This is a genomic window from Patescibacteria group bacterium (assembly GCA_023473585.1).
Taxonomy (GTDB): Bacteria; Patescibacteriota; Microgenomatia; order JAMCYU01; family JAMCYU01; genus JAMCYU01.
The window spans coordinates 1-26,209 of sequence record JAMCYU010000012.1; the positions used below are offsets into that span (position 1 = coordinate 1).

General features: G+C 41.3%; 27 protein-coding genes. 9 read left to right on the plus strand and 18 right to left on the minus strand.

Going from position 1 to position 26,209, the window contains the following annotated elements:
* Positions 1–161: 161 nt before the first annotated feature.
* Complete coding sequence (locus tag M1575_04220) at positions 162–380, plus strand: DUF4145 domain-containing protein (protein ID MCL5095896.1); 219 nt, start codon at positions 162–164, stop codon at positions 378–380.
* 82 nt (positions 381–462) lie between these two features.
* On the opposite strand, the gene M1575_04225 is transcribed toward M1575_04220, so the two are convergent.
* The 5 genes from M1575_04225 to M1575_04245 form a co-directional block, all read right to left on the minus strand.
* Complete coding sequence (locus tag M1575_04225) at positions 463–1,305, minus strand: SDR family oxidoreductase (GenBank protein ID MCL5095897.1); 843 nt, start codon at positions 1,303–1,305, stop codon at positions 463–465.
* Positions 1,306–1,309: 4 nt separating this feature from the next.
* On the minus strand, positions 1,310–1,822 hold the full coding sequence (locus M1575_04230; GenBank protein MCL5095898.1) for an ATP-binding cassette domain-containing protein: 513 nt from the start codon (positions 1,820–1,822) through the stop codon (positions 1,310–1,312).
* The gene (locus M1575_04235) at positions 1,780–2,841 is read right to left on the minus strand and encodes an ATP-binding cassette domain-containing protein (GenBank protein MCL5095899.1); all 1,062 of its coding nucleotides are present in this window, start codon (positions 2,839–2,841) and stop codon (positions 1,780–1,782) included. The genes M1575_04230 and M1575_04235 overlap by 43 nt, the downstream gene beginning before the upstream one ends.
* Before the next feature lie 263 nt (positions 2,842–3,104).
* Complete coding sequence (locus M1575_04240) at positions 3,105–3,890, minus strand: peptidoglycan bridge formation glycyltransferase FemA/FemB family protein (protein MCL5095900.1); 786 nt, start codon at positions 3,888–3,890, stop codon at positions 3,105–3,107.
* Positions 3,891–3,925: 35 nt separating this feature from the next.
* Entirely contained in the window at positions 3,926–4,939 is a 1,014-nt protein-coding gene (locus M1575_04245) for a peptidoglycan bridge formation glycyltransferase FemA/FemB family protein (protein ID MCL5095901.1), read from the minus strand.
* A 64-nt stretch (positions 4,940–5,003) separates the two neighbouring features.
* Here M1575_04245 and M1575_04250 point away from each other — a divergent pair, with 64 nt between their 5' ends.
* Positions 5,004–5,633: a hypothetical protein gene (locus M1575_04250; protein MCL5095902.1), complete on the plus strand. Its 630-nt coding sequence runs from the start codon at positions 5,004–5,006 to the stop codon at positions 5,631–5,633.
* Here the strand turns inward: M1575_04250 and M1575_04255 are convergent.
* The gene (locus tag M1575_04255; GenBank protein ID MCL5095903.1) at positions 5,575–7,419 is read right to left on the minus strand and encodes a UvrD-helicase domain-containing protein; all 1,845 of its coding nucleotides are present in this window, start codon (positions 7,417–7,419) and stop codon (positions 5,575–5,577) included. The two genes, M1575_04250 and M1575_04255, sit on opposite strands and share 59 nt — an antisense overlap.
* Positions 7,420–7,458: 39 nt before the next feature.
* Here M1575_04255 and M1575_04260 point away from each other — a divergent pair, with 39 nt between their 5' ends.
* Together M1575_04260 and M1575_04265 are read left to right on the plus strand one after the other, a co-directional pair.
* Entirely contained in the window at positions 7,459–8,136 is a 678-nt protein-coding gene (locus tag M1575_04260; GenBank protein MCL5095904.1) for a triose-phosphate isomerase, read from the plus strand.
* Positions 8,120–9,121, plus strand: coding sequence for an LCP family protein (locus M1575_04265; GenBank protein MCL5095905.1), 1,002 nt, complete (start codon positions 8,120–8,122; stop codon positions 9,119–9,121). The genes M1575_04260 and M1575_04265 overlap by 17 nt, the downstream gene beginning before the upstream one ends.
* Here M1575_04265 and M1575_04270 read toward each other — a convergent pair.
* Genes M1575_04270 through rpsT form a run of 7 tightly spaced genes read right to left on the minus strand, consistent with a single transcriptional unit; the run spans position 9,099 to position 13,932 of the window.
* On the minus strand, positions 9,099–9,557 hold the full coding sequence (locus M1575_04270) for a hypothetical protein (GenBank protein MCL5095906.1): 459 nt from the start codon (positions 9,555–9,557) through the stop codon (positions 9,099–9,101). The genes M1575_04265 and M1575_04270 overlap by 23 nt on opposite strands.
* Before the next feature lie 3 nt (positions 9,558–9,560).
* Positions 9,561–10,940: a hypothetical protein gene (locus M1575_04275; GenBank protein MCL5095907.1), complete on the minus strand. Its 1,380-nt coding sequence runs from the start codon at positions 10,938–10,940 to the stop codon at positions 9,561–9,563.
* A gap of 21 nt (positions 10,941–10,961) precedes the next feature.
* Positions 10,962–12,299, minus strand: coding sequence for an Ig-like domain-containing protein (locus M1575_04280; protein ID MCL5095908.1), 1,338 nt, complete (start codon positions 12,297–12,299; stop codon positions 10,962–10,964).
* Positions 12,296–12,487, minus strand: coding sequence for a hypothetical protein (locus tag M1575_04285; protein ID MCL5095909.1), 192 nt, complete (start codon positions 12,485–12,487; stop codon positions 12,296–12,298). Before M1575_04285 ends, M1575_04280 begins: the two co-directional genes overlap by 4 nt.
* The gene (gene pilO / locus M1575_04290) at positions 12,477–13,106 is read right to left on the minus strand and encodes a type 4a pilus biogenesis protein PilO (GenBank protein MCL5095910.1); all 630 of its coding nucleotides are present in this window, start codon (positions 13,104–13,106) and stop codon (positions 12,477–12,479) included. The genes M1575_04285 and pilO overlap by 11 nt, the downstream gene beginning before the upstream one ends.
* A gap of 3 nt (positions 13,107–13,109) precedes the next feature.
* Entirely contained in the window at positions 13,110–13,634 is a 525-nt protein-coding gene (locus M1575_04295; GenBank protein ID MCL5095911.1) for a PilN domain-containing protein, read from the minus strand.
* A 34-nt stretch (positions 13,635–13,668) separates the two neighbouring features.
* Complete coding sequence (gene rpsT, locus M1575_04300) at positions 13,669–13,932, minus strand: 30S ribosomal protein S20 (protein ID MCL5095912.1); 264 nt, start codon at positions 13,930–13,932, stop codon at positions 13,669–13,671.
* A gap of 191 nt (positions 13,933–14,123) precedes the next feature.
* On the opposite strand from rpsT, the gene murJ reads away from it, so the two are divergent.
* Positions 14,124–15,785, plus strand: a complete 1,662-nt coding sequence (gene murJ / locus M1575_04305; protein MCL5095913.1) for a murein biosynthesis integral membrane protein MurJ — start codon at positions 14,124–14,126, stop codon at positions 15,783–15,785.
* On the opposite strand, the gene M1575_04310 is transcribed toward murJ, so the two are convergent.
* The 5 genes from M1575_04310 to M1575_04330 are packed head-to-tail and all read right to left on the minus strand — an operon-like array spanning position 15,782 to position 21,839.
* Positions 15,782–17,164, minus strand: a complete 1,383-nt coding sequence (locus tag M1575_04310; protein ID MCL5095914.1) for a glycosyl hydrolase — start codon at positions 17,162–17,164, stop codon at positions 15,782–15,784. The genes murJ and M1575_04310 overlap by 4 nt on opposite strands.
* Positions 17,165–17,170: 6 nt before the next feature.
* Positions 17,171–18,283 (minus strand): Ig-like domain-containing protein, encoded by a 1,113-nt coding sequence (locus tag M1575_04315; GenBank protein MCL5095915.1) that lies wholly within the window; start codon positions 18,281–18,283, stop codon positions 17,171–17,173.
* Complete coding sequence (locus tag M1575_04320) at positions 18,276–18,854, minus strand: cohesin domain-containing protein (protein MCL5095916.1); 579 nt, start codon at positions 18,852–18,854, stop codon at positions 18,276–18,278. Before M1575_04320 ends, M1575_04315 begins: the two co-directional genes overlap by 8 nt.
* Complete coding sequence (locus M1575_04325) at positions 18,851–20,143, minus strand: hypothetical protein (GenBank protein MCL5095917.1); 1,293 nt, start codon at positions 20,141–20,143, stop codon at positions 18,851–18,853. The genes M1575_04320 and M1575_04325 overlap by 4 nt, the downstream gene beginning before the upstream one ends.
* A gap of 31 nt (positions 20,144–20,174) precedes the next feature.
* Positions 20,175–21,839, minus strand: coding sequence for a hypothetical protein (locus M1575_04330; protein MCL5095918.1), 1,665 nt, complete (start codon positions 21,837–21,839; stop codon positions 20,175–20,177).
* 123 nt (positions 21,840–21,962) lie between these two features.
* Here M1575_04330 and M1575_04335 point away from each other — a divergent pair, with 123 nt between their 5' ends.
* The 4 genes from M1575_04335 (at position 21,963) to M1575_04350 (ending at position 26,055) form a co-directional block, all read left to right on the plus strand.
* Positions 21,963–22,694 carry a hypothetical protein gene (locus tag M1575_04335; protein ID MCL5095919.1) on the plus strand — a complete coding sequence of 244 codons (732 nt, stop codon included), beginning with the start codon at positions 21,963–21,965 and terminating at the stop codon, positions 22,692–22,694.
* A gap of 20 nt (positions 22,695–22,714) precedes the next feature.
* Positions 22,715–23,152 (plus strand): nucleotide exchange factor GrpE, encoded by a 438-nt coding sequence (locus M1575_04340; GenBank protein ID MCL5095920.1) that lies wholly within the window; start codon positions 22,715–22,717, stop codon positions 23,150–23,152.
* A gap of 12 nt (positions 23,153–23,164) precedes the next feature.
* The gene (gene dnaK, locus M1575_04345; GenBank protein MCL5095921.1) at positions 23,165–25,084 is read left to right on the plus strand and encodes a molecular chaperone DnaK; all 1,920 of its coding nucleotides are present in this window, start codon (positions 23,165–23,167) and stop codon (positions 25,082–25,084) included.
* A gap of 71 nt (positions 25,085–25,155) precedes the next feature.
* Positions 25,156–26,055, plus strand: coding sequence for a DnaJ domain-containing protein (locus M1575_04350; protein ID MCL5095922.1), 900 nt, complete (start codon positions 25,156–25,158; stop codon positions 26,053–26,055).
* Positions 26,056–26,209: the final 154 nt, after the last annotated feature.

Here is a 26,209-nt window from a genome sequence, read left to right on the forward strand (position 1 = left end):
GGGAGAACATATAAGTTATTAAATACACCTTCAACAATATCGATACACAAATCAATGTCGTCTTTGTGATGTTTCTTAATCTCGTGAGTAGCAAGATTTCCAATGTCTTTTATTAATCGCAATAACAATAGAAATAATTTTAAAATAAAAAAATTAAAAAAATGATTAGTTTGGGGATAATAACTCCTGACGAGGCAATGTTATTGCGATTAATAAAAGACATTGGAAATCTTGCTACTCACGAGATTAAGAAACATCACAAAGACGACATTGATTTGTGTATCGATATTGTTGAAGGTGTATTTAATAACTTATATGTTCTCCCAAAAGAAGCAGAATTTACAAGAGAAATAATAGAAGGCAAATGGAAGCGAGTTTAACAGGCAAAAAAGAAACCGCTTAATTCTTATTTGTTAGTTTTACACCTCGGAGTTGGAAGAGCGACAAGGCCCCCCCCATTTCTTAGATAATTCTATTTCCACCCCCAACGAACAACCTTTGGCCGGTAATCCAGCGGGCCTGTTCAGAAGCGAGAAAAACGATAACGTCAGCGACATCCTCGGGTTGACCAATTCGGCCCAGTGGGCATTTTTTTGCCTGAACTTCTTCTACCCTTGATGACATCCAGCCAGTTTGAATTGGTCCAGGTGACACAATATTCACGGTAATACCAAATTTACCCAGTTCGACTGCGGCCGAACGACTGTAGGCTTCCATCGCCGTCTTACTGGCACCGTAAGAAATTGACGAAGGAAAGCACTCCGCCCAATCTGTACTAATATTGACTATCCTACCCCAACTGGATTTTCTAGCAACATGGCGTTTTGCAAACTCTTCCATCATCAATGATGTGGCTTGGGTATTTACGGCGAAGTGCATCTCTTGAATCGTGATATTGATTGTGTTTGTACCAAGACCAGTTTTTTCTTCAACAAATCCGGTTCCCGGGATGAATGTGTCAGAATTGCAGTAGGCTGCGTTATTGACTAAAACACTAACCGAACCAAAATTTTCCTCAGCCTTATCAAATAAAGTGGGAATATTTTGGGGATCAGAAAGATCTACCTCTAATGATTCGGCTTGTCCACCATTATGGCGAATTTCCTGAACAATTTTATCCGCCGTTAACAATCGGTTTTCTTGGTATTGTTTTTCTGTATTAGGTTGTTCGTCAACCTTTGGCCGCCAATAAGTAATAAATACTTTGGCGCCTTCTTTCGCCATAGCTTTGGCTGTAGTCGCACCGATTCCGTGATTTGCTCCAGAGATCAATATTACTTTGTCTTTAAGACCAGTGTTTATCATAAATTTAGTTTACACCACTTGCCGATTTAATAGAACTACCAAGTTTGATTGTCTTGTCTGGATTTATCATATCCAGAAAGTAACGATCATGGGTAACTACTAATAGTGTTCCCGAATACGAAGCTATAGCAATTTCCAGGGCTTCTCTTGAAGGAATATCTAGATGATTTGTGGGTTCATCTAGAATTATAAAATTGGCTCCGGAAGCCATAATCTTTGCCAGTGCTAATCTCGACTTTTGTCCACTACTTAAATCTTTGATGGAGGTCACGAGATTCTCATCACTATACAAAAATCTGCGGGCTAACTTGTAAGCCAAAGTCGTATCTGAAGTAATATTACCCACGAGATAATCGCGTAATGTTTCAGGGCTGTTTATCTCATCGTGTTCTTGCGGCAGATAGCCAATCTCGACTTTGCTTCCTATTTCAATATTCCCTGCGTCAGGAGCAATCTTACGTAAAATTAAATTTATCAGCGTGGTCTTACCTGAACCGTTAGGTCCCCACAAGGCCACCTTTTCTCCATTTTCGATAAGCAGACTAAAATCCTTGAAAAGTTCCTTCCCCCCATGTTTTTGCACAAACCTTTTAGGTACAGCACAGTTTTGTCACACTCTGTCTTAGGTTTAAAGATAGCTGATAAGGATAAATCAGGCTTTGGTTTCTCGATCTTATTTGTCTTTTCTAATCTTGTCTCTAATGCTTGAGCAGCCCGAGTATACTTTCTGGAAGCCCGATTAAGAAGGAAGGTTGAAGCAAACTTATCATTGTCCCTGGTTGGACGATCGCTTTTTTCTAATTTTTGAATACGCTCTTTCTTTTCGACAATATCCTTTTCAATTCTTTTGATGAACCGTTGCTGCTCCTCGTATTTCCTGGCCTTGGCTTCCTTCTGAATTTGTTTCTGTTCTCGGTAAAAGGAATAGTTACCACCATATACCTTAGTTTTTCCATCTTCCAGTTCTATAACCTTATCGACTAAGTTATCCAAGAATCTTCGATCGTGCGATATGACCAAGGCAGAGCCGTCATATTCTTGAAGATATTTTTCTAACCACTCCAACGCTTCCAAATCTAAATGGTTCGTCGGCTCATCTAACAATAAGAAATCTGGCTTGTTCACGAGTATTCGGGCGAGATATACTTTTGTCCTCTGCCCACTAGAAAGTTCACTTAGTTTCTTATTAGTCTTCTCACCTAGTCCAACTTCCGAAAGAGCAATGCCCACTTTATATTCATCGTCTTGTCCGAGGGCCAAACTTTCGATAAGGAAATCACAAACTAGTTGGTCGCTAAATGCCTCAGACGCTTGGGGTACATAACCGACGGTGGCGTTTGCCGGAACAAATTGAACACCTCCGCAGTCTGGTTGCTCCAAGCCGGCAATAATCTTTAATAGTGTAGTTTTTCCACTACCATTTTCTCCAATTAAACCCACAACCTCTCCTTCTCCTATGGAAAAAGAGATTTCATTCAGGATCTGGTGTCCCGCGTATTCTTTACTGATCGAGTTTAGTATCAAGTTCATATTCATACCTTCAGCATGACATAATTGGACGTTTTAAACAATAAAAAAACCAGTCCTTCGTGACTGGTTAAACCTATATTTGGGTCAATTAAATTACCAACACAAAACCAGCCGCTAGGCGGTTCCTTAGGCTTTTGGCCTATATGTGTCAGTAAGATCTGTCATATCCTAAATTATAGCATAAACGCTATTTTGAATACAATAGGTTCGAACATTTTCTGTCAAGGGCTTTATGTTTTACACCCCGGAGGTAGAAGAGCAATACAAAATTAAAATTGAAAACCGAAAAAGTAAAATTTAGTTTTGGTTAAAGGGTATTCAACTTCTTTTCCTCCAAAGCTCTTTTTAAAATGCGTAAAGCCTAACCAGGATTTGTTAGGAAATCTTTCATCATAAATCCCCTCAAAATCAAAAAGCCGGCAATGTTTTTCTTTGGCCAATTTCAGACTTTCCCAAATCAATAAAGAGGGTGTTTTTAATTTCCGGCCCAACGGACTGGAAAAGGCATGAAAATAAGAAGCCGTTTTTCCATGAATTATAATCAAAACCCCGGCTATGGGGATAGCCTTGATACTATGATTTAAATCATGATAACAATGGGCGAAGAGAAGATAAGCTTCTTGATTATTTTCCTTATTTTTATGGAAAGCTTCATAAAGACTTTTTATTTCTTTTTTAAAAGGCAGCCAAAAACCGCGGCTAAGGGCGTTTTTTTGCCAAAAATCGGCAAAAAGATCAATATCGGAAGAATTCGTAATTTTAATTTTATTGGCTTTGGCTTTTCTGATTTCGTAACGAGCCTCTTTCGACATTTGCTGATAAATTTTTTCTAACGGTAAGTCTAAATTAAGCTGTAAAGTTTTGGTGGGTGAGTAATTAATCTGAACGGCGAAAGCGTGGTATTTTTTAGCCAGCTGATCAATTTGTTTCATTGACGATTTATCCGGCCGAAGAATTTTAAGAAAATTTCCCAAAAAAGGAATTTTTTTCAAATAAAACCTAAAGGTGATGTTCTCATTTTTAAAATAATCGGCCGACCAGCCGATTTTTTCCATATATGAGGCAAAATTTTTTGATTGTCGAAGATCGGTCATGAAAATGGCAGATGCGACCTTAGTTTTAAATACGACCAGCGCAATTTATCAGCCAGATTATAAAGAGGATAAAGATAGGTTTGAATGACTAAATCATAACTGCCGATAAATTCGACCAATTGACCGCCGTAGCCTTCTTTAAAACGGTGAAAACCATACCAAGGATCCTTAGGGTTTGGATTGGGACCCAAAGCTCCCCAAAGGTCAAAAGTTTTAACCTCATGAGCTTTGCCCCAGCGCATGGCTTCCCACATCATCAAATTTGAGGCCATAACCTCTCGGTTTTCGCTTGACGAAGCGCCGTAAGGATAATAAAGAGCGCCGTTGAATAAAAATAAAATCCAAGTCACCAGCGTTTTTCCCTGGTAAGTGGCGGTTAGAAGATGGGCGATATTGGCAGCCCGCAGCGTTTGCCACATGAGTTCGTGATATTTTCGGTCATGGGCAAAAAATTTCTGTCGTTTGGTCGTTTCAAAAGTCAATTTTAAATAATTTTGAAAAGCCCCGTCTGAATTGTCTTCAAAAACCGAAACACCGGCTTTTTGGGCGAGTTTAACATTATAACGGGTTTTTTCTTTCATTAAGGCCAAAAGCTGATCTTCTGACTGGGTTAAATCAGTTTGGAAAGTATAACGGGTAAAAAGCGGGCGTCCTTCCCGACAATGATTATTTTTTAAAAATTGATCGGTTTGCTCGTTAGGAAAAATATTGGGTTCTAATTTTATAAAGAGACAACTTTCACTTTTGCCGATTTTTTCCAAAGTTTCAAGCATGGGCAAGTCGGGCAAGGGCCCTTTGGGGAAATAACCGATAGTGTAATTAGTTTGTGGAACAGGATGAATAGTTAACTGGAAACCGGAGAGCAAATTTTTCCCTTCAAAAGACCCAAGTCTTATAACTTTAACACCGGTTTTTTGCCGGAAATCTCCCCAGGCCCAGGATTGCAAAGGATGATTAACCTGGCGGTCATAGTCGTCTTTTTCCGTTTCTAAAACTTCGCGGATTAACATTACAACTATTATAGCAAAGATACTTATACTTTTAGTCATTCATCTTTGATATAATTATTTGAGAATGAAAAAGGTAATTATCTTCGGCTGTTTTTTCGGGATCTTAATTCTTTTATTTTCCGCCAAACCCCTGATTTCTCCGACCATAAAACAGGCCTTGAGAAATTCTATTAATCAAGCCGGCCCAAAAACTTACACCAATAATAAATTTAATTTTAAAATCACTTTGCCTTTTGATTGGCAGATTGAAGAGTGGAATATCGAAGAGGCCTCAAATCTTAAAAACGTGCCTGACGGAACAATCTTATCCCAGGAAAAATTTTTTGGGCAAGATGGCCACTTTGAAATTATTATTTGGGAAAATAAAAGTAAAACGCCGCTTAGGACTTGGTTGACTTGGTATCGGCATGAAGATTTAATCTTGGCTGATTTGCCCAAACAAGAAAATTTCCAAATTGCCAATCTTCCGGCGATACGCTATCTGCAGAAAAAAACTTCCAAAAAGAAGCCCATTTTATACATCTTTTTTCTTAAAGACGGCAGACTTTTTGAATTAACCCAGGAGAGGGAAGACTTGGTTAATATTGAAGCAACCTTAAGCAGTCAGTTAGCAAATCCTCTTTACGACGAAATGCTTAAAAGTTTTCAGTTTTTGACCGAAACGTCAGTAACTCCTCCGGGATCTCCCCGATAAATTGCGAAATTAGATTACTGGTCTTTTGGCCGAAATAAAGGCGGCGCCTTGCATAAGTTAAATAAACTTTTTCTTTAGCTCGGGTGATGCCGACATAACAAAGGCGTCTTTCTTCCTCGAGTTCTTCTTTATCTAAGAGACTGCGTGAGTGAGGGAAGAGTCCTTCTTCCATTCCGACCATAAAAACAACAGAAAATTCTAAGCCCTTAGCCGCATGCAGAGTCATTAAGGTTACCGCTTCTTTCTTCGATACTTGTTCTTGTTTCGTCTTTATTTCACTCGGGAAGTATTCCCGTTCGACTAAGGCGACATTTTCTAAAAAACTCAAAAGCTCCGGAAACTGCGAAGCAACAGAGCTTAATTCTTTAATATTTTCCAGGCGGTATAAATCCTCTTCAATTTTGGGGTTATAAATTTCCAAATAACCGGTTTCTTTAAAAACTTCGTCTAATATCTCCAAGGTTGTTTTTCCCTGAATTTTAAATTTTTCGGCAAATTCCAAAAATTTTTTCAGCCGGATTTTGCCTAATTTCTCGATTCTTTTATAAGAAATCGTGTCTTGGGGATTAGCCAAAAGCCTAAGATAAGCCAAAACGTCCTTAATTTCTTTGCGTTCATAAAAGCGGACGCCGCCAATTAGAAGATAGGGTATGCCTGCTTGTAAAAAGGTTTCTTCAAGAACCCGTGATTGCGCGTTAGTGCGGTAAAGAATGGCAAAATGACCCAAAGAGTAGAGTTGAGAATTTAAAACAAAAGATTTAATTGTTTCGACAATAAAGGAAGCTTCGTCTTGTTCATCCCGGGCTTCGTAAAGGTTAATCTTTTCTCCCTGAGGGTTTTTGGTCCAAAGTTTTAAAACCGGGTGACCGGTGTTGCGCCCAATAACCGCATGGGCCGCGTCTAAGATTTTTTGCGTGGAACGGTAATTTTCCTCGAGATTAAAAATCTTTAAAGTGGGAAACGTCTTTTTAAATTCCAAAACATTTCTGAAGTTGGCGCCGCGCCAACCGTAAATTGACTGGCTGCAATCACCCACAACACAAATATTTTTGCTTCTCTTGGCCAACATTTCGATTAAAACCGCCTGAGCGTGATTCGTATCCTGATATTCGTCAACTAAAAGATAGGTGAACTTGTTTTGGTATTTTTCCAAAACCGACGGTTCTTTCTGCCAAAGCCTGACGGTTTCCATCAAAAGATCGTCAAAATCCAAAGCGTGATTTTCCTTTAAAATTCGCTGGTAAATAAGATAAATACGGGCGACGGTTTCTTGAAAATAACCCCGGGCAAATTGCGGATATTCCAAAGCGCCAATAAGCTCATTTTTGGCTTGGGAAATCGTGGTTAAGACCGAGGACGGGTTATAGTTTTTTGAGGAAATGTCCAATTGTTTCATAGTTTCTTTAATGGCCGACAAACTGTCATCTTCATCATAGATTAAATAATTCTGGGGTAAACCTAAAAATTTACCTTCGGCACGCAAAATTTTGGCACAAAGGGAATGAAAAGTGCCAGTAAAGGGAAGACTGGATATTGGATATTGGGAATTGGGAATTAGTAATTTACGGATTCTTTCTTTCATTTCGCCGGCGGCTTTATTGGTAAAAGTCACCATCAGGATATTTTCCGGTTTGATCCCTTTTTGAGAAATAAGATAGGCGACGCGGTAGGTTAAAACCCGAGTCTTACCGGAACCGGCGCCGGCCAAAATCAAAACCGGGTCGTCTGTTGCCAAAACCGCCAGTTTCTGTTCCGGATTTAAATCATTAAGAAAATTAATTAACATTATTTTTACTTATTGAACTTTGATATATAATCATATCATATGAAAAAAACTTTGATTGTCGTCAATTGGAAATCTAATAAAATTGTTAGTGAAGCGACCCAATGGTTAAACGAAGTAGAAAGTAGTAAGTATCAAATAGTGGGGCATTTGGAAGTTGTTCTTTGCCCTCCGTTTACCCTCCTTGCTGGCCTAAAATTGAAAATTGAAAATTTAAAATTGAAAATTGTTTTAGGGGCTCAAGACGTTTCGCCTTTCCCTGACGGAGCCTACACCGGAGAAATCTCCGCCAGGATGCTTAAAGACTTGGGTTTAGAATACGTGATAATCGGCCATTCGGAAAGAAGAAAATATTTTCAGGAAGACGACCAGCTTTTAGCCAATAAAGTCAAGGAAGCATTGGATGTTGGTTTAACGCCCATTTTTTGCGTTCAAGAGAAAATGACACCCGTTCCCGAAGGCGTCAAAATTATTCTTTATGAGCCCGTCGGCGCGATTGAGACCGGTCAGGCGGATAACCCCGAAAGTGCAGATTTGGTAGGAAAGTTTATCAAGCAAAGATTAGATGGGGAAGTCGTGGTTCTTTACGGTGGCAGTGTGACTTCGGAAAACGTCGCTTCTTTTTGCCGTTTAGAAAATCTTGACGGGGTGGCTATCGGCGGAGCGTCTTTAGACGCAAATAAATTTATAGAGATTCTTAAAAATGTGGCCCAAATTTAAAAGAAAAATCAGTCAATTCTTAAGTTGGGCGAAACTTCCCTTCCTTTTTTTACTGATTTTTTTGGGCTTTCTTTTCTTGACTTATCTTAAACCCAACTTAAAACCTTCATTTTGGTGGTCGGTTGTTTTCCAAAATCCCGTAAAACAAACAGGGGGAACAACAAATCTTCTGATTCTTGGCGTTTCCGGAGGGAGTCATGCCGGTTCGGATTTAACCGACACGATGATTCTTACGAGCTTCAATTCCCCAAAAGAAAAAACGATTTTGGTTTCCTTACCCCGGGATATTTGGTCACCGACACTGGCAGCCAAAATTAATTCGGCCTATCATTATGGGCAGGAAAAAGGTCCGGGAGAAGGTCTTAATTTGGCTAAGACGACAACAGAGGAAATTACCGGCTTACCCGTTCATTACGTTGCCAAAATTGATTTGGCCGGCGTTAAGGAAATCGTGGATTTACTGGGAGGAGTGGAGGTTAATATTGACAGAAGTTTTGATGATTATAAGTTTCCGATTGAGGGCAAAGAAAACGATCTCTGTAATGGTGACAAGGAATATAAATGCCGCTACCAAAAGGTTCATTTTGATGCGGGCCGGCAGATTTTAACCGGTGAGCAAGCCCTAAAATATCTTCGTTCGCGCCACGCCGAAGGCGATGAAGGTACGGATTTTGCCAGATCCCAAAGACAACAAAAGATTCTTTTGGCCCTAAAAGATAAAATTTTTTCCTTGACGTTTTTACCAAAAAGCCGGGAATTTTTAAAAGTCTTGGGAAAAATTATCGAGACAGATATTCCCCAAGAAGATTTGCCCTATTTAGGCAAACTCATTTTAAAAACAAATTTCCACACGGCGAAGTCATTAAACCTTGAAGATTTTTTAATAAACCCGCCGCTTTGGCAGTACGGGCAATGGGTTTTAACTCCCAAAACAGAAGACTTTAGGGATATTCATCAATACCTCAGAGAACAAATCCTAAACTAAGTAAAAGTAGTCCTCCCAAAATCACCATAATCGTTGGCCAGATATTGGCCGCGACTGGAGTTGCCGTAGCTGGTTGTGAAGTCGTGGCCGTCGGTGGTATTGTCGGTGTGGCGGTTGGACGAGCACTTCCGGTCGGTGTTGGCGTGGGAGTAGCCGTGGCGCCCGGAGTCGGCGAAGGTGAAGGCGAGGCGGTTGGGGTGGGTGTTGCCGAACCGCTGGGTGTCGGCGTTGGACTCGATGTTGCCCCGACGGTAAAATTTAAGGTGCAGTTAGGATTAACCGTTTCTCCCGCGGCCTCCGGTTCAATCTGGGGAACCGTTGGCGCGACCGGCTTGGTTTGGCGGATTCTCATGGTCGTTAAAATCGCCAAAATCGCCAAAAAGGCAGTGACGGAAACGATCGTAAAAACCGCTAAATTTTTCTTTAAAAATTGCATATTTTAATACCAACCCAAAGTCGGATTATAAACCATAGATTCGACCTGAAAAGTTCCGGCCGCCGGAATGGTGTATTGAATGTAAAATTCATTACCATGCTTCACCGTTGTTTCTTGCCACGTCCCACCATTAATTCTAAACCGGCTTTTGGTAAGACCAGCGGTATCGGTGGTCGTACCCGTGTTAGCCAAATAAATGGTTCGACCGCTGGTAAGAGTAGTCAAATTAGTGATCTGATTCCAGGTTAAATCGTAAGCTTTAATGAGAGTGCAGCTCATGGCCGAAGTTGGTGTTGGGGTAGGCGAAGCCGAAGTACAGCTATCTTTCCAGGCAATAGCTCCATGGGTTTGACCGCCATAAGCTAGATCGACCTGGCATGAACCACAGGCAGGAGTTGTACAGGTTACAGTTGCCGTCGCGCAACTGCCACCCTGAATGGTTAGTTGATGAGAGGTCGTATTAACCGGACAGGGCCCACTACAGCTAGCTTTACTTGAACCAGGGCAAGTAGCACTTCCTCCACTATAACTAATATTTGTGCTTGGACAACCAGCAGGTAAACAAGCGTTAATGGTGACCGAAAGACTATCGGCGCCAGAAACACAGGCGGCGTCGCCAGTGAAGTTTACCGTAGGAGTACAGGCTGATGGAGTAGGCGTTGGTGTTGGAACAGGGGTAGGTGTAGATATGGGGAGGGAAGTGGGACATCCTCCGCCTTCTTTTGTGCCTGTGCAGGTTCCGCCACAACCATCAGGATAAGTGACACCGGCACAAATATTTCCCACACCACTACAATCTGGCACACATGGTGCCGGAGGACATCCATCCCCATATTTTGTGCCTGTGCAGGTTCCGCCACAACCATCAGGATAAGTGACACCGGCACAAATATTTCCCACACCACTACAATCTGGCACACATGGTGCCGGAGGACATCCATCCCCATATTTTGTGCCTGTGCAGGTTCCGCCACAACCATCAGGATAAGTGACACCGGCACAAATATTGGCTACTCCGCTACAGTCGGGGGCACATTGTGCCCCTTTTCTTATTTCCTGTCTTTGTTTAACCAAAAGAACAGTGGCGGGGATGCTCACGGCCAGAGTTAAAAAAATTAAGGCCGTGGTGACGATTTTTTTGTTAAGCCGCGGCTTTTTGGAGGGAAGAACTTCTTCGGTTGTTAATTTTGGCACGGGTGGCATAGTCACGGATGTTTCCGGCACTTTTTGCGTTACCGGTTCTTGAGAAAGAAGATCAGGACCATTTCCCGGCCACTTTTTTTTCGTGAAATAGACAATTTCCGCCACAATCGCACCACCGACGATTAAAAGGAAAAAAAGCGCGATTTTCGGAACCGCTCCCAAAAAAGCAAGAGTATCCATCTTTATTCCATGTTAAAAGACTTAATGTTTTCTGTCAAGCCAAAGGATTTGGCTACCGCCCAAAAGGATCATCCCTACTCCCAACAGGGAAATTAAAATTGTCGGGAGAGAATTACCGCTTTTCGGGGTGGCGGTGGGACTGGGACTGGCGGTTTTCTTAGGGGTGGCTGTCGGTGTTGGCTTGGGCGTTGGGGTGGGACTAGTTTTCGGTGTGGCCGAGGGGGTGGCTGCCTCAACAACTTGAGTTCCCGAGGCTAAGACCGTGAACTTACGGACGAAAGTTAAAAGTTTGCCCGTTTTATCGGCGGTTGTGATCGTTACCGTATGTTCTCCCGGGGTCAAGCCCGTCGGTGGAGTCCAAGTCCAGGAACCGTTTTCGCTAATTTTAGTGGTTCCAGTAATAGGAGCCTCTGATTCAATTTTTATGGTTACGGTTTTACCGGGAATACCCGTCCCGCTGATAAGCGGTTTATCAGAAGGAATCGCGCTTTCCGTTGCCGGAGTTGTTAGGGCCGGAATTAAGGAAGCGGGAGGTGTGCTCGTTGCACTTGGAGAACCGACACTGGAATTTAGATCGGGGAATGTTTCGGTTGTAGGAGAAGTACTGGGTAAAGCTTTTTCCTGGGTAAAATCAGAGGTTTTACCCAAAGTAATTTGGGGAAGAGGATTACCAACAAGGATTTTAGCTTTGGCTTTAGCGCTCCCCTCGTTTCCGTCTTGGACAAAAATATCTATTTTGTCATTCTCTTTAATCTCGGCCAAGCTTAAAAGATCAGCGCTTCTTGTGTTGTTTAAGGGCAAAAGCCAACTGCCGGAAGTCTTGACTAAAGTAGAAAGAGGAGTGGTTTTATTAATGTTTAAATAAACAATGGCTCCTTCGGCTGGCGTGCCGTCATTTTTAATCACGGTTCCATAGATTGGAGAAGATTGATTTTGCGCCGCCGGAATTTCCGGAGCCGTGGTGACGATATAAGCCTCGCCGTCGCGATCATAAGTTTTGTTACCGGAGATAATTTTAAAATAATATTGAGTTCCCGGTTTTAAATAGCGTAAAGTTATATAGTGGGTGGCAAATTGACTGGTTTTGCCCGAAACTTGATCCCGATCATCAGAAATGACACTTCCTAAAGAAGGGGTTTCGCCAAAATTGAGACTGCCGCTGGCCGTGTTCGTCGTGACCCAAGAAACCGTGAGACTGCTTTCATTAACATTGGTTATTTTGACATCGCTAGGGGCATAGTCAGGACTGGCTTGAGTAAAAAGCGTTTGCGCATTCTTAAAAAGAACGACCGTGGCGGTCAGACTGATGCCAATAAGAAAAAGACCGACAAGAGTGGGAATTCGATTTTCGTTTTTCATTTTTGCGACTCTTCTTTCAGTTTTGAGATGATGGCCGTATCAAATTTCGGGTCAAGAGGCTTAATCAATTCCCGCTGGATAGGACTGATGGTTGAGGTGGTGACGGCATGATAAACGTCAAAACCGATCCAGGCCAAAACGGTTAGAAAAGTAAAAATTGATAGAAACAAAATTTGTTTACTGGACATAGTAGGTTTTACCTATTAAATTAAGATCTAGTTCGCCTGTTTTATCTTGAGATTTTGGCTCGCTAAAACTTAAACCTTCAATGGTTATTAATCTTTGGAAATAACTTAGTTTGTTAATAAAATCCTTAAGGCTAGCGTAATTGCCAGCCGTTGTTAGATTAAAATTAATGGATATTTCTTTTTTAGCAGCACTGGTGGTTGTTTCTAGCGAGGAAAGGTTCACCGTCTGAAAACTTAAGTTCGTGATTTTGGTGCCACTTGAAGTCGCCACGCCCTCTAAATTTTGGACAAAAGGGGCAAATTTATTCTCTTCGGGTAAAGCGGTCCAGACAAGACCGAGGTTTGGTTTAATATTTTCATATTCCATTCTCGCCGAAGAGAGGGCATTAATTTTTTCCTGCAGTTTTCGATCAACAAGTTTGGCGTCGTCGATTTGCTTCGTCAGGGTGGAAATGGTTGTCAGAGTGGGTCTGATCGCAAAATAGCCGAAAAAAGACATGGTGATAAAAGAAAAAATCATCATCGTGTAGGCACGGACTTCCGGTTGTTTCAAAAGAGGCTCAAGAGCCGTGTAGTATCGATTAAAACGTTGCGGTGATATTGTTGTTTTTGTTTCCATTTTTTAGGTACTTTTTAAAGTCGCACTAACAGAAAAGTTAACACCCGCACCTTCGGTATTTTTGGTGACGTCGTCAAGACTAATGTCGCTAAAATATTCAGAAGCCGCGAGGTTATTAAGAAAGGTTCGAAATCCTTCGTTAGATAAAGCCACCGCGGTTAACTTGATATTTTTGTCATTAATCGTTATTTCCGTTAAGGTAACGTCGGTTGGGATCATCGTTTCAAAACTGGTTAAAAGTTTGGGCGGATAACCCCTTTGTTGATCCAATTTTTTAATAATAATCAGATGATTTTGCAGATTTCTAACTTGGTTTTCTAAGTCCGAAGCGGCCAAAATAATCGCCTGTTTATCAGCTATTGATTGATGTAGGTCCGTTAATTCACGATCAAGCTTAAAGCGGGAAAGAAAAGCCAAAAGGACAATAATTTCGGTACCGATAATAATATAACGTCCGTAAGATAAAACCCAAGTTAAAAATTTTCCGACTTTTTTTTCTTCACTGGCGAGCAGGTTAATATCAGTCACGGCAAAAACTGGAAGTCAAACTCCAGCCCCTCTGTTATTTTTTAGTCTTTTTTAAGGATTTTTGGGAAATAACTTTTTTAGCCAACTGACTTTTGAGTCGAGAGGCTTTATTTTTGTGAATTAATCTTTTTTTAGCCACGCGATCAATAACAGAACCCGCCTCTTGAACATTGGCAAGAGAGGGTTTTTTTCTGGCTTTTTTTAAAACCCTTTTTAAAAGATTAAGAGATTTTAAATTTATCTCTCTCCGTTTTTTGTCTTGACGCACTTTTTTGCGCGCCGAAATCGTAATTGGCATAATTAAGACGAGTATAACTAATTAAGAGGCGCTGGTCAAGATGAGATTATGATATAATCCGCAGCCCATTTAGCCAAGAACTCAATTTGGCTGTTGGCAGTAAGTTTAAGACGAAGTATAATGAGCGAAACGAATTAATCAAAGATATTTATAATCTTCACTCATTTATCTTTGATATAATGATCAAGGCTATGTTAACAAGATGTTTTAAGCTTATCACCAAACTTTTTTCCCACCAGCATCAAACGATTATCGGTGCTGCCATGGTGATTATGGGAACGGTTTTTGCCTCCAGAATTTTGGGACTTTTAAGAGACAGAATGTTGGCGGCCAGATTTTCTCCAGAGGAACTGGGTGTTTATTTTGCGGCTTTTAGATTACCAAATTTAGTTTTTGAACTTTTAGTCATGGGCGCGGTTTCAGTCGCTTTTATTCCTGTTTTTACTGATTACCGTAATTCCAAAGAGAAAGATAAAGCTTGGCAGTTGGCCTCTTCGGTTATTAATATCGGCCTTTTGGCTTTTGGTTTATTGACGATTCCCCTTTTTATTTTTAGTACCCAGATTTGTCGTTTGATTGCCCCCGGTTTTAATGAAAATCAGATTTCACAGATGATTATTTTTACCAGGATTATGCTGCTAGCTCAAGTTTTTCCTCTCATTATTGGCAATTTTTTAACAGGCATTTTACAGTCTTTTAAACATTTCTTAATCCCGGCCCTGGCCCCCGTTGCCTATAATTTGGGAATCATTTTGGGGATTCTTTTCTTCACCCCAGTTTTCGGACTTTATGGTCCGGTTTTTGGCGTCGTTTTGGGAGCCGTCCTTTTCATGTTAATTCAAATACCACTGACTAAATCTTTAGGCTTCCGTTATTTTTGGTCATTTAATTTTTCCGATCCTGGCGTTAGGGAAATTGGGAAATTAATGCTGCCGAGGACTTTTGGTTTAGCTGTTTCCCAAATTGATACGACCGTTGATCTCATCTTGTCAACTCTTTTGGGCGCCAGAATGGTTACTATTTTTAGTTTTGCCCAACACTTACAACAATTACCCGTTGGTCTTTTCGGCGTGACCATTGCCCAGGCCGCCCTACCAACTCTTGTTGAGGTTAAAAGTAAAGATAATCTTGAGGAATTCAAGGCAACTTTCTTGGCCAGTTTGCATCAGATTCTTTTTCTGGTTTTACCGGCGACGGCAATTTTAGTCGTTTTGCGTATTCCCATTGTGAGACTTGTCTTTGGCGCCGCGCGTTTTGATTGGGCCGCGACGGTTTTAACGGGTAAGACTTTGGCCTTTTTCTCTTTTTCTCTTTTTGCTCAAGCCACAATTCAACTTCTGGCCAGAGGTTTTTATGCTCTTTATGACAGTAAAACGCCGGTTATAATTGGGATTGTGGCGGTGGCTGTTAATACGATCTTAAGCATCTATTTTATCCAATTTTTAAAATTGCCCATTTGGGGACTTGGTCTTTCAACTTCTGTGGCCAGCGTTTTTAACGCCATTTTCCTTTTGCTTTTCCTAGATAGAAAAGTCAAAACTTTCAATAGGGGCCATTTGATTTTTCCGGCGATCAAAATCTTTTTAGCCAGTTTAATTACCGGTGTTTGTTTATATATACCCATGAAACTTTTAGACCAATTGGTTTTTGATACGACGAAAACCGTTAGTTTAATCCTTTTAACGGGAACGGTGACGATTATTGGTATTTCGGTTTATATTTTTTTGGCTTGGTTTTTTAAAATTGAAGAAGTTGTTGTTTTCTTTAACCTGGCGAAAAAAGTTACCAAAGTCAGACAGATTCTTATTGATACTTCTTCTGAAGTGATTAATGGCGGCAATAACGAAACCTAGGGTTTTAACTCTAAAAGAACAACGTTATTAACTGGTAAGAAAATATTTTTCGTTAACTGGTCCTCGCTGACAACTTCAACAGAATCGAAAATTGTCCCGTCAAGATTTGTTTGTTTAAATTTGTAGTTTCCTGGGTTAAGATTGGTAAAAGTCACCGGTATGTTTTCGTTATGATTTTCGTCTTGATCATAATTGGTTAAAATAATTTTGATCGTCTCTTCTTCTTTGGCCGCAAAACCGGTAACCCAACTTCCTTCCCCCGTAAGATTTAATCTCTGGCCACCCATTTTTGTTAAAAGCTCTAAAGCCAAATATTTTGGTTTTTTCTTTAAACCGACACTTTCGTGGGTTAACATGCCCCAGCGGCCCCAGAAGACTTGTTCTTTTGGCGGCGGCCCGTCTTTAATTTCAAAACTGAAAATAAGTTCCGTTCTGTCTAAAAGCCTGCGAATAACAGCGACAGCGTGAGCGGCGTCGAAATTAGTATCATGTTTAGGGGAATTTTCCGAGTCAGAACCCCATTCGGTTAAATATTTCGGCAAAAGGTAAGAACCACCATGGCGGGCCAAAAGAGAATCGAGATAATCAACGTCCGTTCGGAAATCTTCCGGGTTTTGGGAGTATTTATGCCAGGAAAAAAAATCAAAGCGCAACTTATTTTGATAAACATATTGGATTAGTTCATCAAGCCAATTTTTGTAAAAAGCGGTCGTCGCGGGACCGCCAATTTTAAAAGAATTAGTTTCTTTGGCTTGGGCTGCACCTTTGGCGGCATAAAGATAAAGTAACCGATAATCTTTTTTCCCGTAAGTTTTCCAGTTGCCGAAAAGATCAGGTTCGTTCCAAACTTCATAAGAAACATCAGCCAAATTTTTATTTTCTTTCCCTGAATAATGCTCGACGGTTTTTCTGACGACTTCCTGCCAGTCGAGCCAGTTTTTTGGTTCATCCGTAATCTCTCCGGCCGAAATGGCAAGCGGCATATAAGAAAGAGAAAGCATGGGCTTGGCGTTTGTTGCTAAAATATCGTCAACGGTTTGGTCAAGTTTGGAAAAATCAAAAACCAACTTGTCTTTTGGGTTTTTAGTGACCACCTTGTAATAATCATAGATATGGTCAATGCGAATATATTGAGGTGAAAGAGCTTTAACTAACGGAATGGTAGAGGTTAACATTTTTTCTTTTTCTTCACCGCCTTGAGCCAAAGCTTTCCAGGGTTCGGGTAGGGGGCCAAGATTGGTTTGGGTATCAACGATAATCTTGGCGGGTGTCCCGGTGGCTCGGGAAAGGTATTTTTGGGTTTTTTGCGCCAGAAAGACCAAAAGAGGCAACATGAGGAGTAAAAAAAGAAGCAGGATTAAGGAACTTAACCTTCTCATTAAATATTAAAGAATCTTAGGGACAAGACTCAAGACGAACAAAAACAAGCCCGCTACTAAGAGAAAGATGGTTGGCATCGAGTTACCGGCAACAACTTCACTGGCCGAGGTTGCCGCCTTTTGTCCGGTAGAAATTGTGAAAGAGTTGGATTTCGTCACGGTTTGACTAGTCGTTGGGTCTTTAGCCTCGATAGTGACGGTATGAGAACCATTGGGGAGGCTAGCTGTGGCTGTGTAAGACCAGTTCCCCGCAGCGTCGGCAGTGACCGTGGCGGTTAAAAGGGGAGAATTAATCGTAATCTTGACGACGGCTCTGGGGATTGTTTTGCCAGAAAAGGTCGGTTTGGCAGCCGTAACGGTTAATCCGGCAGTTGGGTAATTAATCGTTGTGCTGATTTGCAAAAGGGATGGGGTTGGTGTTGGCGTGGGATTTGCTGGTCCTCCTTGTCCGCCCGGTGTCGGTGAAGACGTGGCCGTCGGTGGTATTGTCGGTGTGGCGCCTGGACGAGCACTTCCCGTCGGCGTTGGCGTGGGGGTAGCCGTGGCGCCAGGCGTAGGCGTTGGTGAGGGTGAGGGGGCGGGGTTGGGAGTAGGAGAAGCTCCTGAAGCAGTAATCGTTATTGATCCAGGAAGAGTGTTTTGCAAAGCTTCTGTTTCCCCAATTCCGGCGATGGAAGTCCCCGAGTCAAAGGCAAAAGAACTTGTTCCCTTGTCTTTGGCCGTGAAGTTAATAGAGGCTAAATTGCCCGTACCCTGTTTGGCGGTAAATGAGGCAAGACTATAAATTATTTTTCCGGTTTGGTTATTAATGGTTTTTTTCAACTCCTGAGGATTATCAAGAAATCCTCCGGGAACAATAGTTAAAGCTTCCAAGACGAGGCTATTAAAAGAGAGATATAAATCAGTTCCGACGACTTGGTTATCGCCAGTTGTAACTTGAACATTTATCTGAAAAGTATCACCGACTTTTTTCGTTACGACCGCAGGCGAGACAGAAAGGACCGTAGCCGGAGCGGCTCTTGATCTTAATTCTTGCCGTTTTTTTACAAGATAGACCGTTAATGGGATTAAGACAAAAATCAAAACCAAAACGATAACGATGGTAATTTTTTTATTCATTTATCTCCAATATAGTGTATTTGCCTAAGATGGGCAAGTCAATTTTAACCTCGTCAATTTTTACTGCCGCTATTTGCGTTTCTTTCGTTAGGGAAATTTCTATAGAGCCAGGTTTTTTTGGGGTAAAAATAAGCTCCGCCAAAATTCCTTTACCGGCCCGAGGCGAGAAAGAAGCAAGGCTATAAAAAATTCTCCCTTTTTCGGTCTCAATAATTTTTTTGATTTCTTGAGGACCAGAGAAGAAATTACCTGATTTAATCTCTTTAATTTCCAAAATTGTTGGGTCGAACTGGAAATTAAGATCTGCCCCCACAATTTTTGCTTCACTTTCAAGTAAAACCTCAATTTTTAATTCTTGGTTTTGATAAACTGTTAGTTCACGGGGATTAAAATTGAGAAAAGCGTTGGCGGTCTTTTTTTGAGAAAGAGGTAACTTGGGGACAAGACGTTCAATTTCAGACTTCTTTGGTAAAAACATCCATTGTTTCCAGTTAAGACTTAAGGAAAAAGCAAAAAGAACTAAAACGACTCCAAAAAGAAAAAGAAAAATTAATTTTAGCTTTTCCTTCATTTCTCTCCTTCTTTCAAATAATTCTCAGCGAGAAATCTAAAGTCTTGAATATTAACTTTTCCGTCTAAATTAAAATCAGCCGGACTTTCGCTTTTAAGATAATCCTCGACTAAAATCCTGAAATCCTGGATATTGATTTTATCATCTTTGGTGGCATCGCCAGTTAACAATTCTTGTCCTGACCAATCTTGGGTGTTTTCTCCCTGATTAAAGACAACACCGGCAAATTTCTTTTGTAAATGCGTCCAGCCCTTAATAAAAAGATCATAAGCGCCGGGTTCGATATTCGTGACGGTGCCAGAATAGATCCCGTTTTGGTCAGAGCTAACATCAATTGACTCAAAGCGATATTTTTCTTGATCACCCTGTTTAAGAATAACCCTCACTGTTTTGGCCTGTCTCTGTTGATTTATTCCCTGAAATTTGACTTTAGAGGTTAAGTGGGCTTTTCCAGGTTCGGGAGTTGGGATGGGTGTTGGTGATGCTGTTGGCGAAATGGTTGTTGTTGGTGTTGCCGTAACCGTTGGAGTGGGTGTAGCCGTGGGGCCGCTAATGTTAATTATTGATGACGGTAGGGAATTAGTAACTAAGACATTGCCTGTTTGGAATTTGGCGGCAACCTCTGAAGCCTGGCCAAGACCGATAGTGGCCTGTCCCGAAGCTTGTGATTTAGCCTGGAAAGTCAGTGTTGCCAACCTTTTGGCTAAAGTTTGAGGATGACACCATGAGCCGCCGTCCGTCGGTTGGCTGATATGACAGGAGGCGCCCAAGTAAATTTTCGCCTGGCCGGCGCCATTATTAAGCGGATAATCAGAATTTTGACAAAAACCGTTTAAACAGGTAATTTTACTAGCCTGTGTGTAAGTCGTACAATCTGTTGCCTGGGTACAAGTTAGGCCAAGAGCCATCATCTCGGTTTGGCCGCTCACAAAATTAGCATCCTTAAAAAATTCGCCCGGAGAAACAGTTTGTAAGGTAACGAGATTATCGGGATAAGAAACCCAAATAGCTGCGGCTGTAACTTCTAAAAGCGGCTCCACCGCTGCCGGCGGCTTTAAAAAAACGTCAACCGTAAAAGTGCCACCGGGATTAACATTAGTCGTTGGCGTAACTAAAGAAGCCGTGACCTGATTAGCGGTCGCTTTTTTGCGGACGTCCTGTTTTTGTTTTGTTAAAAAAACGCCCCCCGCCAGAGTTAAAACAAGAAAAACAAGCGCGACTAAAGAAAAAACCTTTTTCTTCGTTGAAAACTTAGTTTCGGTTATGATTTCTTTAATCTCTTCTTCCATAGATCTAAAACGAGATATAGCCTTTAAATAGTCATTCGCCAAAATTCTCCACCATTTTGTTGTAATCAAAAATTGTGAGTGGTTTTAAGAAATTAGTGAGAAAATTACGGAGATCGACAATATCAATTTTTTTGTAATAATGCCACCAGAGATCAACATAACCCTCATTGCAGTTAACTTCAACTGAAGAATTTATGACTGGTTGGTCGTTATGACAATCAATGCGGTTATAGCAAAGCGTATAGCCGACTTTATAATTTTGAGGAACTGAAGCGGAAACAGTATGACTTCCGTTGGCCACATTATTAACGATATAAGGATTGTTCGTAAAAGTTCCGCCGCCGGTACCATTGATTGTGATCGTTTGACTTTTGGCTGGTTCCGTATTAGCGTTTCCCGGCATTAATGTTTTGTAGCCTTGAACGATGCAAGAGGGAGGGGTTGGCGTGGCCGTTACAGAAGGGATTCCCTGAACATAGATTTGGGTCGAATATTTGGGAAAGATAAATGAGGATAATTGGCTTGAAGAAACAGTTCTTTTACTGATGATCTCGTAAAAACTGGAATTTGCCGGAATGCCTTGAATGCTCGCTTGAATATCGTTAGCGCTTTCATTCGCTAGGAAAAGATAGAGTTTATTGTCGGTTCCGTTTTTGGCTAAAATCGGCAAATTGGCCGTGATAGAACTATTTATAGTTCCCGTAAGTCCAGGATAAGCAGAATTTAAAATTGAACTTACTTGTTTTATTTCTGTATAAGCGCTAAGCGTTTTCCATTTTGTCCAAACCTCATCTGTTAACCACGGCAGAAATTTGTCCCAATTCTTTGGATCACGAGTCCATTCTTGAATTTTCCAATCCGCATTGTCGAAATAAAAAACGACTCCATTAGCCCCATGGATAACCGCATCAATGGCGGAATTTAAACGATTATCATAAGTAGCTTGACTGTAGCCGGGGATAATCATAATTACCCCACCGTTAATCCCTGATCTTAATTTTTGTAATTCCAAAGCAACGTCCTTTGCAACCTTTTTATGCACCCCAGACAAATATCCTACTTTTACCCAATTATCATAAACGTCCGTGCCGGTAACGGAACTACGGGACGGAATATTATAATTGACAAGCATCGGAAAGGTTGGAGGCGGATTTTTATAATTTTCCCAAGACGGATTCCAGGTATCGTCATATTGAAAATGGTTGGTCCAGATAAAGTGGTTAGGATCATTTTGAAAAATAGTTTGGTAATATAATTCTCTTTCCGGAGAAAGTGATCTGTAGTCATCATAATACCCCTTGGTTATGGTAGGTTCATCAAAACCGTAATACCCTAGGAAATTACTTTCATTTTTAGCCAAATTGGATTGAGCCGTGGCATCAAGAGTCGAATGCCCCGGGCCGTACGAAATAATAGCCACATTTATACCGTTAGCCTTTAGTTTAGTATTTAATTCCGCGAAGCGGTAGGGATTGTTCCCGTCATTGGTAAAATTAACGCCGCTGTTTTTTAAATCCTGCCAATCGGAGGAGGTGACGTTGTAAACTAAGGATTGAGGTGAGAAACCAATGAGGAAATAAGGCTTTCCGTCGAGTAAAAAAGTACCATCGGAACGGTTGGCGACCGTCATTGCGAAGGTGTTTTTAGGGTAAACAAAAAGAAGTAAAAAAAGAAAGGGTAAAAATATTTTCTTCATAGTTTAAGCCAATAATCACATTTTATCTTAAATCCAATTAAAACACAAAAAGCCCCTTGACAAGTATTAGCACTCATGTTAAGATACTGCTAATCTTAAGTTTAAGGAAGTTAGGATTAATTTATGTCAGACTTAAGCGAACGTCAAGTAAAAATTATCAGAGCCATTATTGAAGAGTATATAGGGACCGCCGAACCCGTTGGTTCAGAAACTTTGGATAAGAAATATAATCTGGGTGTTTCGCCAGCCACGATTAGAAACGAGATGGTTAAGTTAACCCAAACGGGTTATTTAAAACAGGTGCATACCTCGGCCGGTCGAACCCCGACGCCAAAAGCTTTAAAATTTTATATTAAAGATTTAATGAAGACCAAAGATCTTTCGATTGCCGAAGAGGTGGCGGCGAAAGAAGCCGTTTGGGATTATCGTCAGGATTTTGACAAATTATTGCGAGAAACAACGCGGGCTTTGGCTGACAAGACTCGAGCTTTAGCGGTAGCGACTGATGATGAGGGCGATCTTTATTATGCCGGGGCCGCCAATATTTTGGAAATGCCTGAATTTTACGATATTGACTTAACGAAAAATCTTTTGTCGCTTTTGGATCACTTTGATTTTTGGGAAGAATTGGCAACAAGAGAACTTTTAGACGAAGATCCGATTCATCTTCTCTTAGGCGAAGAGTTGGGGCAAAAATATCTAGAACCTTGCGGTTTTGTTTATACGCATTATGAAATTCCCAGACATAAAGGGGTTGTCGGGATTATTGGTCCTTACAGATTAAATTATCCATCTGTTATTCCGATCGTCAGATATTTCGGTAACCTGATTGGAGAAATTGGCAGGTCATGGTAGTTTTTTAGATTTTAAAAATCATGAAAAATCCTAAAACTGACGATTTACAAACACAATTAAAAGAGGTGACCGAAAATTGGAAGAGGGCTTTAGCTGATTATCAAAATCTAGAAAAAAGAAGCCAGAATGAAAAAGAAGAGTTTGCCCGTTTTGCCAACCGTGAGTTAATTTTTAAAATCTTGCCGATTCTAGATACTTTTGAACAATTGGAAAAACATCTTGATGATTCGGGATTACACTTAGCGATTAAACAATTGCGCGACCTTTTAAAGAGTGAAGGTTTGGAAAAAATTGAGGTTTTGGGCAAAGACTATCATCCTGAAGAAATGGAAGGAATTGAAATTGTTCCGGGCGATGAGGACAATAAGGTTATGGAGGAAACGCGAACCGGCTATCGCTTTAAAGGAAAAATCTTAAGAGCCGCTCAAGTTAAAGTCAGTAAAAAAACTATAAATTAAAAGGAGGAAATTATGTCAAAAATTATCGGGATTGATTTAGGGACAACCAACAGTTGCGTGGCGGTTATGGAGGGTGGGAGCCCTAAGGTAATTAATTCCGCCGAGGGCAGAAATGTCATTCCTTCGGTCGTTGATCCGATCAAAAATATCGTCGGCGATGTGGCCAAAAGACAAATGGTTATTAATCCCAAATCGACGATTTTTTCGATTAAGAGATTAATGGGACGAAGATTTAAAGACGAATCAATTCAATATGATCTTAAATGGCTACCCTATAAAATTGCCGAAGGTCGGGAAGGGATGGCGGTTGTTGAAGCGAATGGTCGGACTTTTACCCCCCAGGAAATTTCCGCCAAAATTTTGTCAAAAATTAAAGCCGATGCCGAAGCCTACTTGGGCAGTAAAGTAACCCAGGCGGTTATTACCGTACCGGCCTATTTTGATGACAGCCAGCGCCAGGCGACAAAACAAGCCGGCGAAATTGCCGGTTTGGAAGTTCTGCGGATTATCAACGAACCAACCGCGGCGGCCCTAGCGTATGGACTTGATAAAAAAAATACCCACACGATTGCGGTCTATGATTTAGGTGGCGGAACTTTTGATATTTCTATCCTTGAACTGGGTGAAGGCGTTTATGAAGTTAAGGCAACCAATGGAGATACCCATTTGGGTGGCGACGATTTTGATAAAAAAATTGTCGATTGGTTGGCCGATGAATTTAAAAAAGAAAATAACGTTGATTTAAGAAAAGACCCGCAGGCTCTGCAAAGACTTCGGGATGCAGCCGAAAAAGCCAAAATCGAGCTTTCTTCGGCTCAAGAAACCGAAATTAATCAACCCTTTATCACCCAAGGTTCAGCCGGACCTTTGCATTTGGTTATGAAATTAACCAGAGCCAAGATGGAACAGTTGGTGGGTGAGCTTATTCAAAAAAGTATTAAGCCGGTGGAACTTTGTCTAAAAGATGCCGGTAAAAGTGTCAAAGATATTAATGAGGTTGTTTTGGTCGGAGGGATGACCAGAATGCCTAGGGTTTATGATACCGTTAAGGATTTTTTTGGCAAAGAGCCAAACAAATCAGTTAATCCTGATGAGGTTGTGGCTGTTGGCGCCGCGGTTCAAGGCGGCGTTTTAGGTGGGGAAGTTAAAGATGTTCTTTTATTGGATGTGACGCCTCTGACTTTGGGGATCGAGACTTTAGGTCAGGTCGCCACACCTTTAATTCCCAGAAACACGACGATTCCGACCTCCAAATCGCAAGTTTTCTCAACCGCCGCGGATAATCAAACCCAAGTTGAGATTAATGTTTTACAAGGAGAGCGGCCACTTTCCCCGGACAACAAGTCTTTGGGCCGTTTTATTCTTGACGGCATTCCGCCGGCGCCAAGAGGTATTCCGCAAATTGAAGTGGCTTTTGATTTAGACGCCAGCGGGATTTTGTCCGTGACCGCTAAAGACAAGGCTACCGGTAAAGTGCAGTCCATTAAAATTACCGGTTCAACCGGTCTTTCTAAAGACGAAATTGAGAAGATGACGAAAGAAGCGGAGGCCAATGCGGCCGAAGACCAGAAGAAAAAAGAAATGATTGAGGTTAGAAATACCGCTGATAATTTAGTTTACACGGTCGAAAAAACCTTAAAAGACGCCGGTGATAAAGTTAAAGCCGAAGAGAAAGAAAAAGTCGAAGCGGAAATGAAAAATGTTAAAGATCTTCTGGCCAAGACGGAAGTTACTAAGGAAGAAATTGACGAAGCGACTAAAAAATTATCCGAGGAATTGCAAAAAGTGGGTGCGGCGATGTATTCCGCCCAGGGCGGACCCGCCTCGGGCGGGCAGCCAGGCGGCAGTGAAGAACAAAAAACAGAAGAACCTGACAACAAAAAACCTGAAGATAAAAAAGAAGAGGCGGTCGAAGGGGAAGTCGTCAATTAAATTATAAATATTGGGAATTAGTCTATAAAATAGGGCGCGAAGATCTCGCGCCTATTTGGTAAAATTAGCCGATGAATAAACGTGATTTTTATGATGTTTTAGGAGTTGAAAAAAAAGCTTCGGCGGCGGAGCTTAAGGCGGCTTATCGTAAAAAAGCTTTAGAGTGGCATCCGGACCGCAATAAATCTCCGGAAGCCGAAGCCAAGTTTAAAGAGATTAACGAAGCTTACGAAGTTTTGTCCAACGCTGATAAAAGAGCGGCTTATGATCAATATGGGCATAGTGCTTTTTCCGCCCAAGGCGGACCAGCCTCGGGCTGGGAGCAAGGTGGGATGGGAGGACAAGGAGGTTTCCAACAAGGACCGTTTACCTACTATTACACTTCAGGCGGACAACAAGGACAATCTTTTGATTTTGGTGATTTTTCCGATCCTTTTGAGATTTTTGAACAGTTTTTTGGCGGCGCCTCGCCTTTTGGCCGCCAGCAAAGAAGAGTGCCTCGGTACGGTTTATCTTTAAGTTTTATGGAAGCGGCTAAAGGAGTGGAAAAAGAGGTTCTCATTTCCGGCAAAAGAAAGAAATTAAAAATCCCGGCCGGCGTTGATGAAGGGTCAAGAATTAACTTTGGTGATTTTTACATTACGATTGATGTCAAGCCAGACGCGGTTTTTAAAAGAGAGGGAAGTGATGTCTTGGTTGATTTGGCAATTCCTTTTACGCTGGCGATTTTAGGCGGAGAAATTGAGGTGCCGACGATTGACGGCAAATTAAGTCTTAAGGTGAGACCTGGGACGCAACCCGGAACCATGGTTCGTCTTCGCGGCCAGGGAATTCCCCATTTACGGGGTTTAGGCAGAGGTGATGAATACGTAAGATTAATCGTTAAATTGCCGGAGAAATTAACCGCCGACCAAAAGAGAATCTTAGAAGAATATCGTCAGGTAGAAAAAAAGAAACCAGGTTGGTTTTAAACAACTTACGTCTTCTTGACAAACAGCGGTACGATCACACAATAAGGTATACACTTTTGAACTCCGGAAACGATTGTAGTTTCTCCAACGGTGTTTTCCCATCCATGCCAAAACCCCAGTGTGGTCTTTCATTGTTGTAATGTTTAAGATAATT

Bases quoted from the DNA above. Each gene is read 5' to 3' on its own strand.
- M1575_04235 (MCL5095899.1), bottom strand. From the start codon at position 2,841: ATGAATATGAACTTGATACTAAACTCGATCAGTAAAGAATACGCGGGA.
- M1575_04335 (MCL5095919.1), top strand. From the start codon at position 21,963: ATGTCAGACTTAAGCGAACGTCAAGTAAAAATTATCAGAGCCATTATT.
- M1575_04325 (MCL5095917.1), bottom strand. From the start codon at position 20,143: ATGGAAGAAGAGATTAAAGAAATCATAACCGAAACTAAGTTTTCAACG.
- M1575_04220 (MCL5095896.1), top strand. From the start codon at position 162: ATGATTAGTTTGGGGATAATAACTCCTGACGAGGCAATGTTATTGCGA.
- pilO (MCL5095910.1), bottom strand. From the start codon at position 13,106: ATGGAAACAAAAACAACAATATCACCGCAACGTTTTAATCGATACTAC.
- rpsT (MCL5095912.1), bottom strand. From the start codon at position 13,932: ATGCCAATTACGATTTCGGCGCGCAAAAAAGTGCGTCAAGACAAAAAA.
- M1575_04315 (MCL5095915.1), bottom strand. From the start codon at position 18,283: ATGAATAAAAAAATTACCATCGTTATCGTTTTGGTTTTGATTTTTGTC.
- M1575_04310 (MCL5095914.1), bottom strand. From the start codon at position 17,164: ATGAGAAGGTTAAGTTCCTTAATCCTGCTTCTTTTTTTACTCCTCATG.
- M1575_04265 (MCL5095905.1), top strand. From the start codon at position 8,120: ATGTGGCCCAAATTTAAAAGAAAAATCAGTCAATTCTTAAGTTGGGCG.
- M1575_04320 (MCL5095916.1), bottom strand. From the start codon at position 18,854: ATGAAGGAAAAGCTAAAATTAATTTTTCTTTTTCTTTTTGGAGTCGTT.
- M1575_04255 (MCL5095903.1), bottom strand. From the start codon at position 7,419: ATGTTAATTAATTTTCTTAATGATTTAAATCCGGAACAGAAACTGGCG.
- M1575_04285 (MCL5095909.1), bottom strand. From the start codon at position 12,487: ATGTCCAGTAAACAAATTTTGTTTCTATCAATTTTTACTTTTCTAACC.
- M1575_04340 (MCL5095920.1), top strand. From the start codon at position 22,715: ATGAAAAATCCTAAAACTGACGATTTACAAACACAATTAAAAGAGGTG.
- dnaK (MCL5095921.1), top strand. From the start codon at position 23,165: ATGTCAAAAATTATCGGGATTGATTTAGGGACAACCAACAGTTGCGTG.
- M1575_04245 (MCL5095901.1), bottom strand. From the start codon at position 4,939: ATGTTAATCCGCGAAGTTTTAGAAACGGAAAAAGACGACTATGACCGC.
- M1575_04260 (MCL5095904.1), top strand. From the start codon at position 7,459: ATGAAAAAAACTTTGATTGTCGTCAATTGGAAATCTAATAAAATTGTT.
- M1575_04330 (MCL5095918.1), bottom strand. From the start codon at position 21,839: ATGAAGAAAATATTTTTACCCTTTCTTTTTTTACTTCTTTTTGTTTAC.
- murJ (MCL5095913.1), top strand. From the start codon at position 14,124: ATGTTAACAAGATGTTTTAAGCTTATCACCAAACTTTTTTCCCACCAG.
- M1575_04225 (MCL5095897.1), bottom strand. From the start codon at position 1,305: ATGATAAACACTGGTCTTAAAGACAAAGTAATATTGATCTCTGGAGCA.
- M1575_04275 (MCL5095907.1), bottom strand. From the start codon at position 10,940: ATGGATACTCTTGCTTTTTTGGGAGCGGTTCCGAAAATCGCGCTTTTT.
- M1575_04250 (MCL5095902.1), top strand. From the start codon at position 5,004: ATGAAAAAGGTAATTATCTTCGGCTGTTTTTTCGGGATCTTAATTCTT.
- M1575_04240 (MCL5095900.1), bottom strand. From the start codon at position 3,890: ATGGAAAAAATCGGCTGGTCGGCCGATTATTTTAAAAATGAGAACATC.
- M1575_04280 (MCL5095908.1), bottom strand. From the start codon at position 12,299: ATGAAAAACGAAAATCGAATTCCCACTCTTGTCGGTCTTTTTCTTATT.
- M1575_04350 (MCL5095922.1), top strand. From the start codon at position 25,156: ATGAATAAACGTGATTTTTATGATGTTTTAGGAGTTGAAAAAAAAGCT.
- M1575_04270 (MCL5095906.1), bottom strand. From the start codon at position 9,557: ATGCAATTTTTAAAGAAAAATTTAGCGGTTTTTACGATCGTTTCCGTC.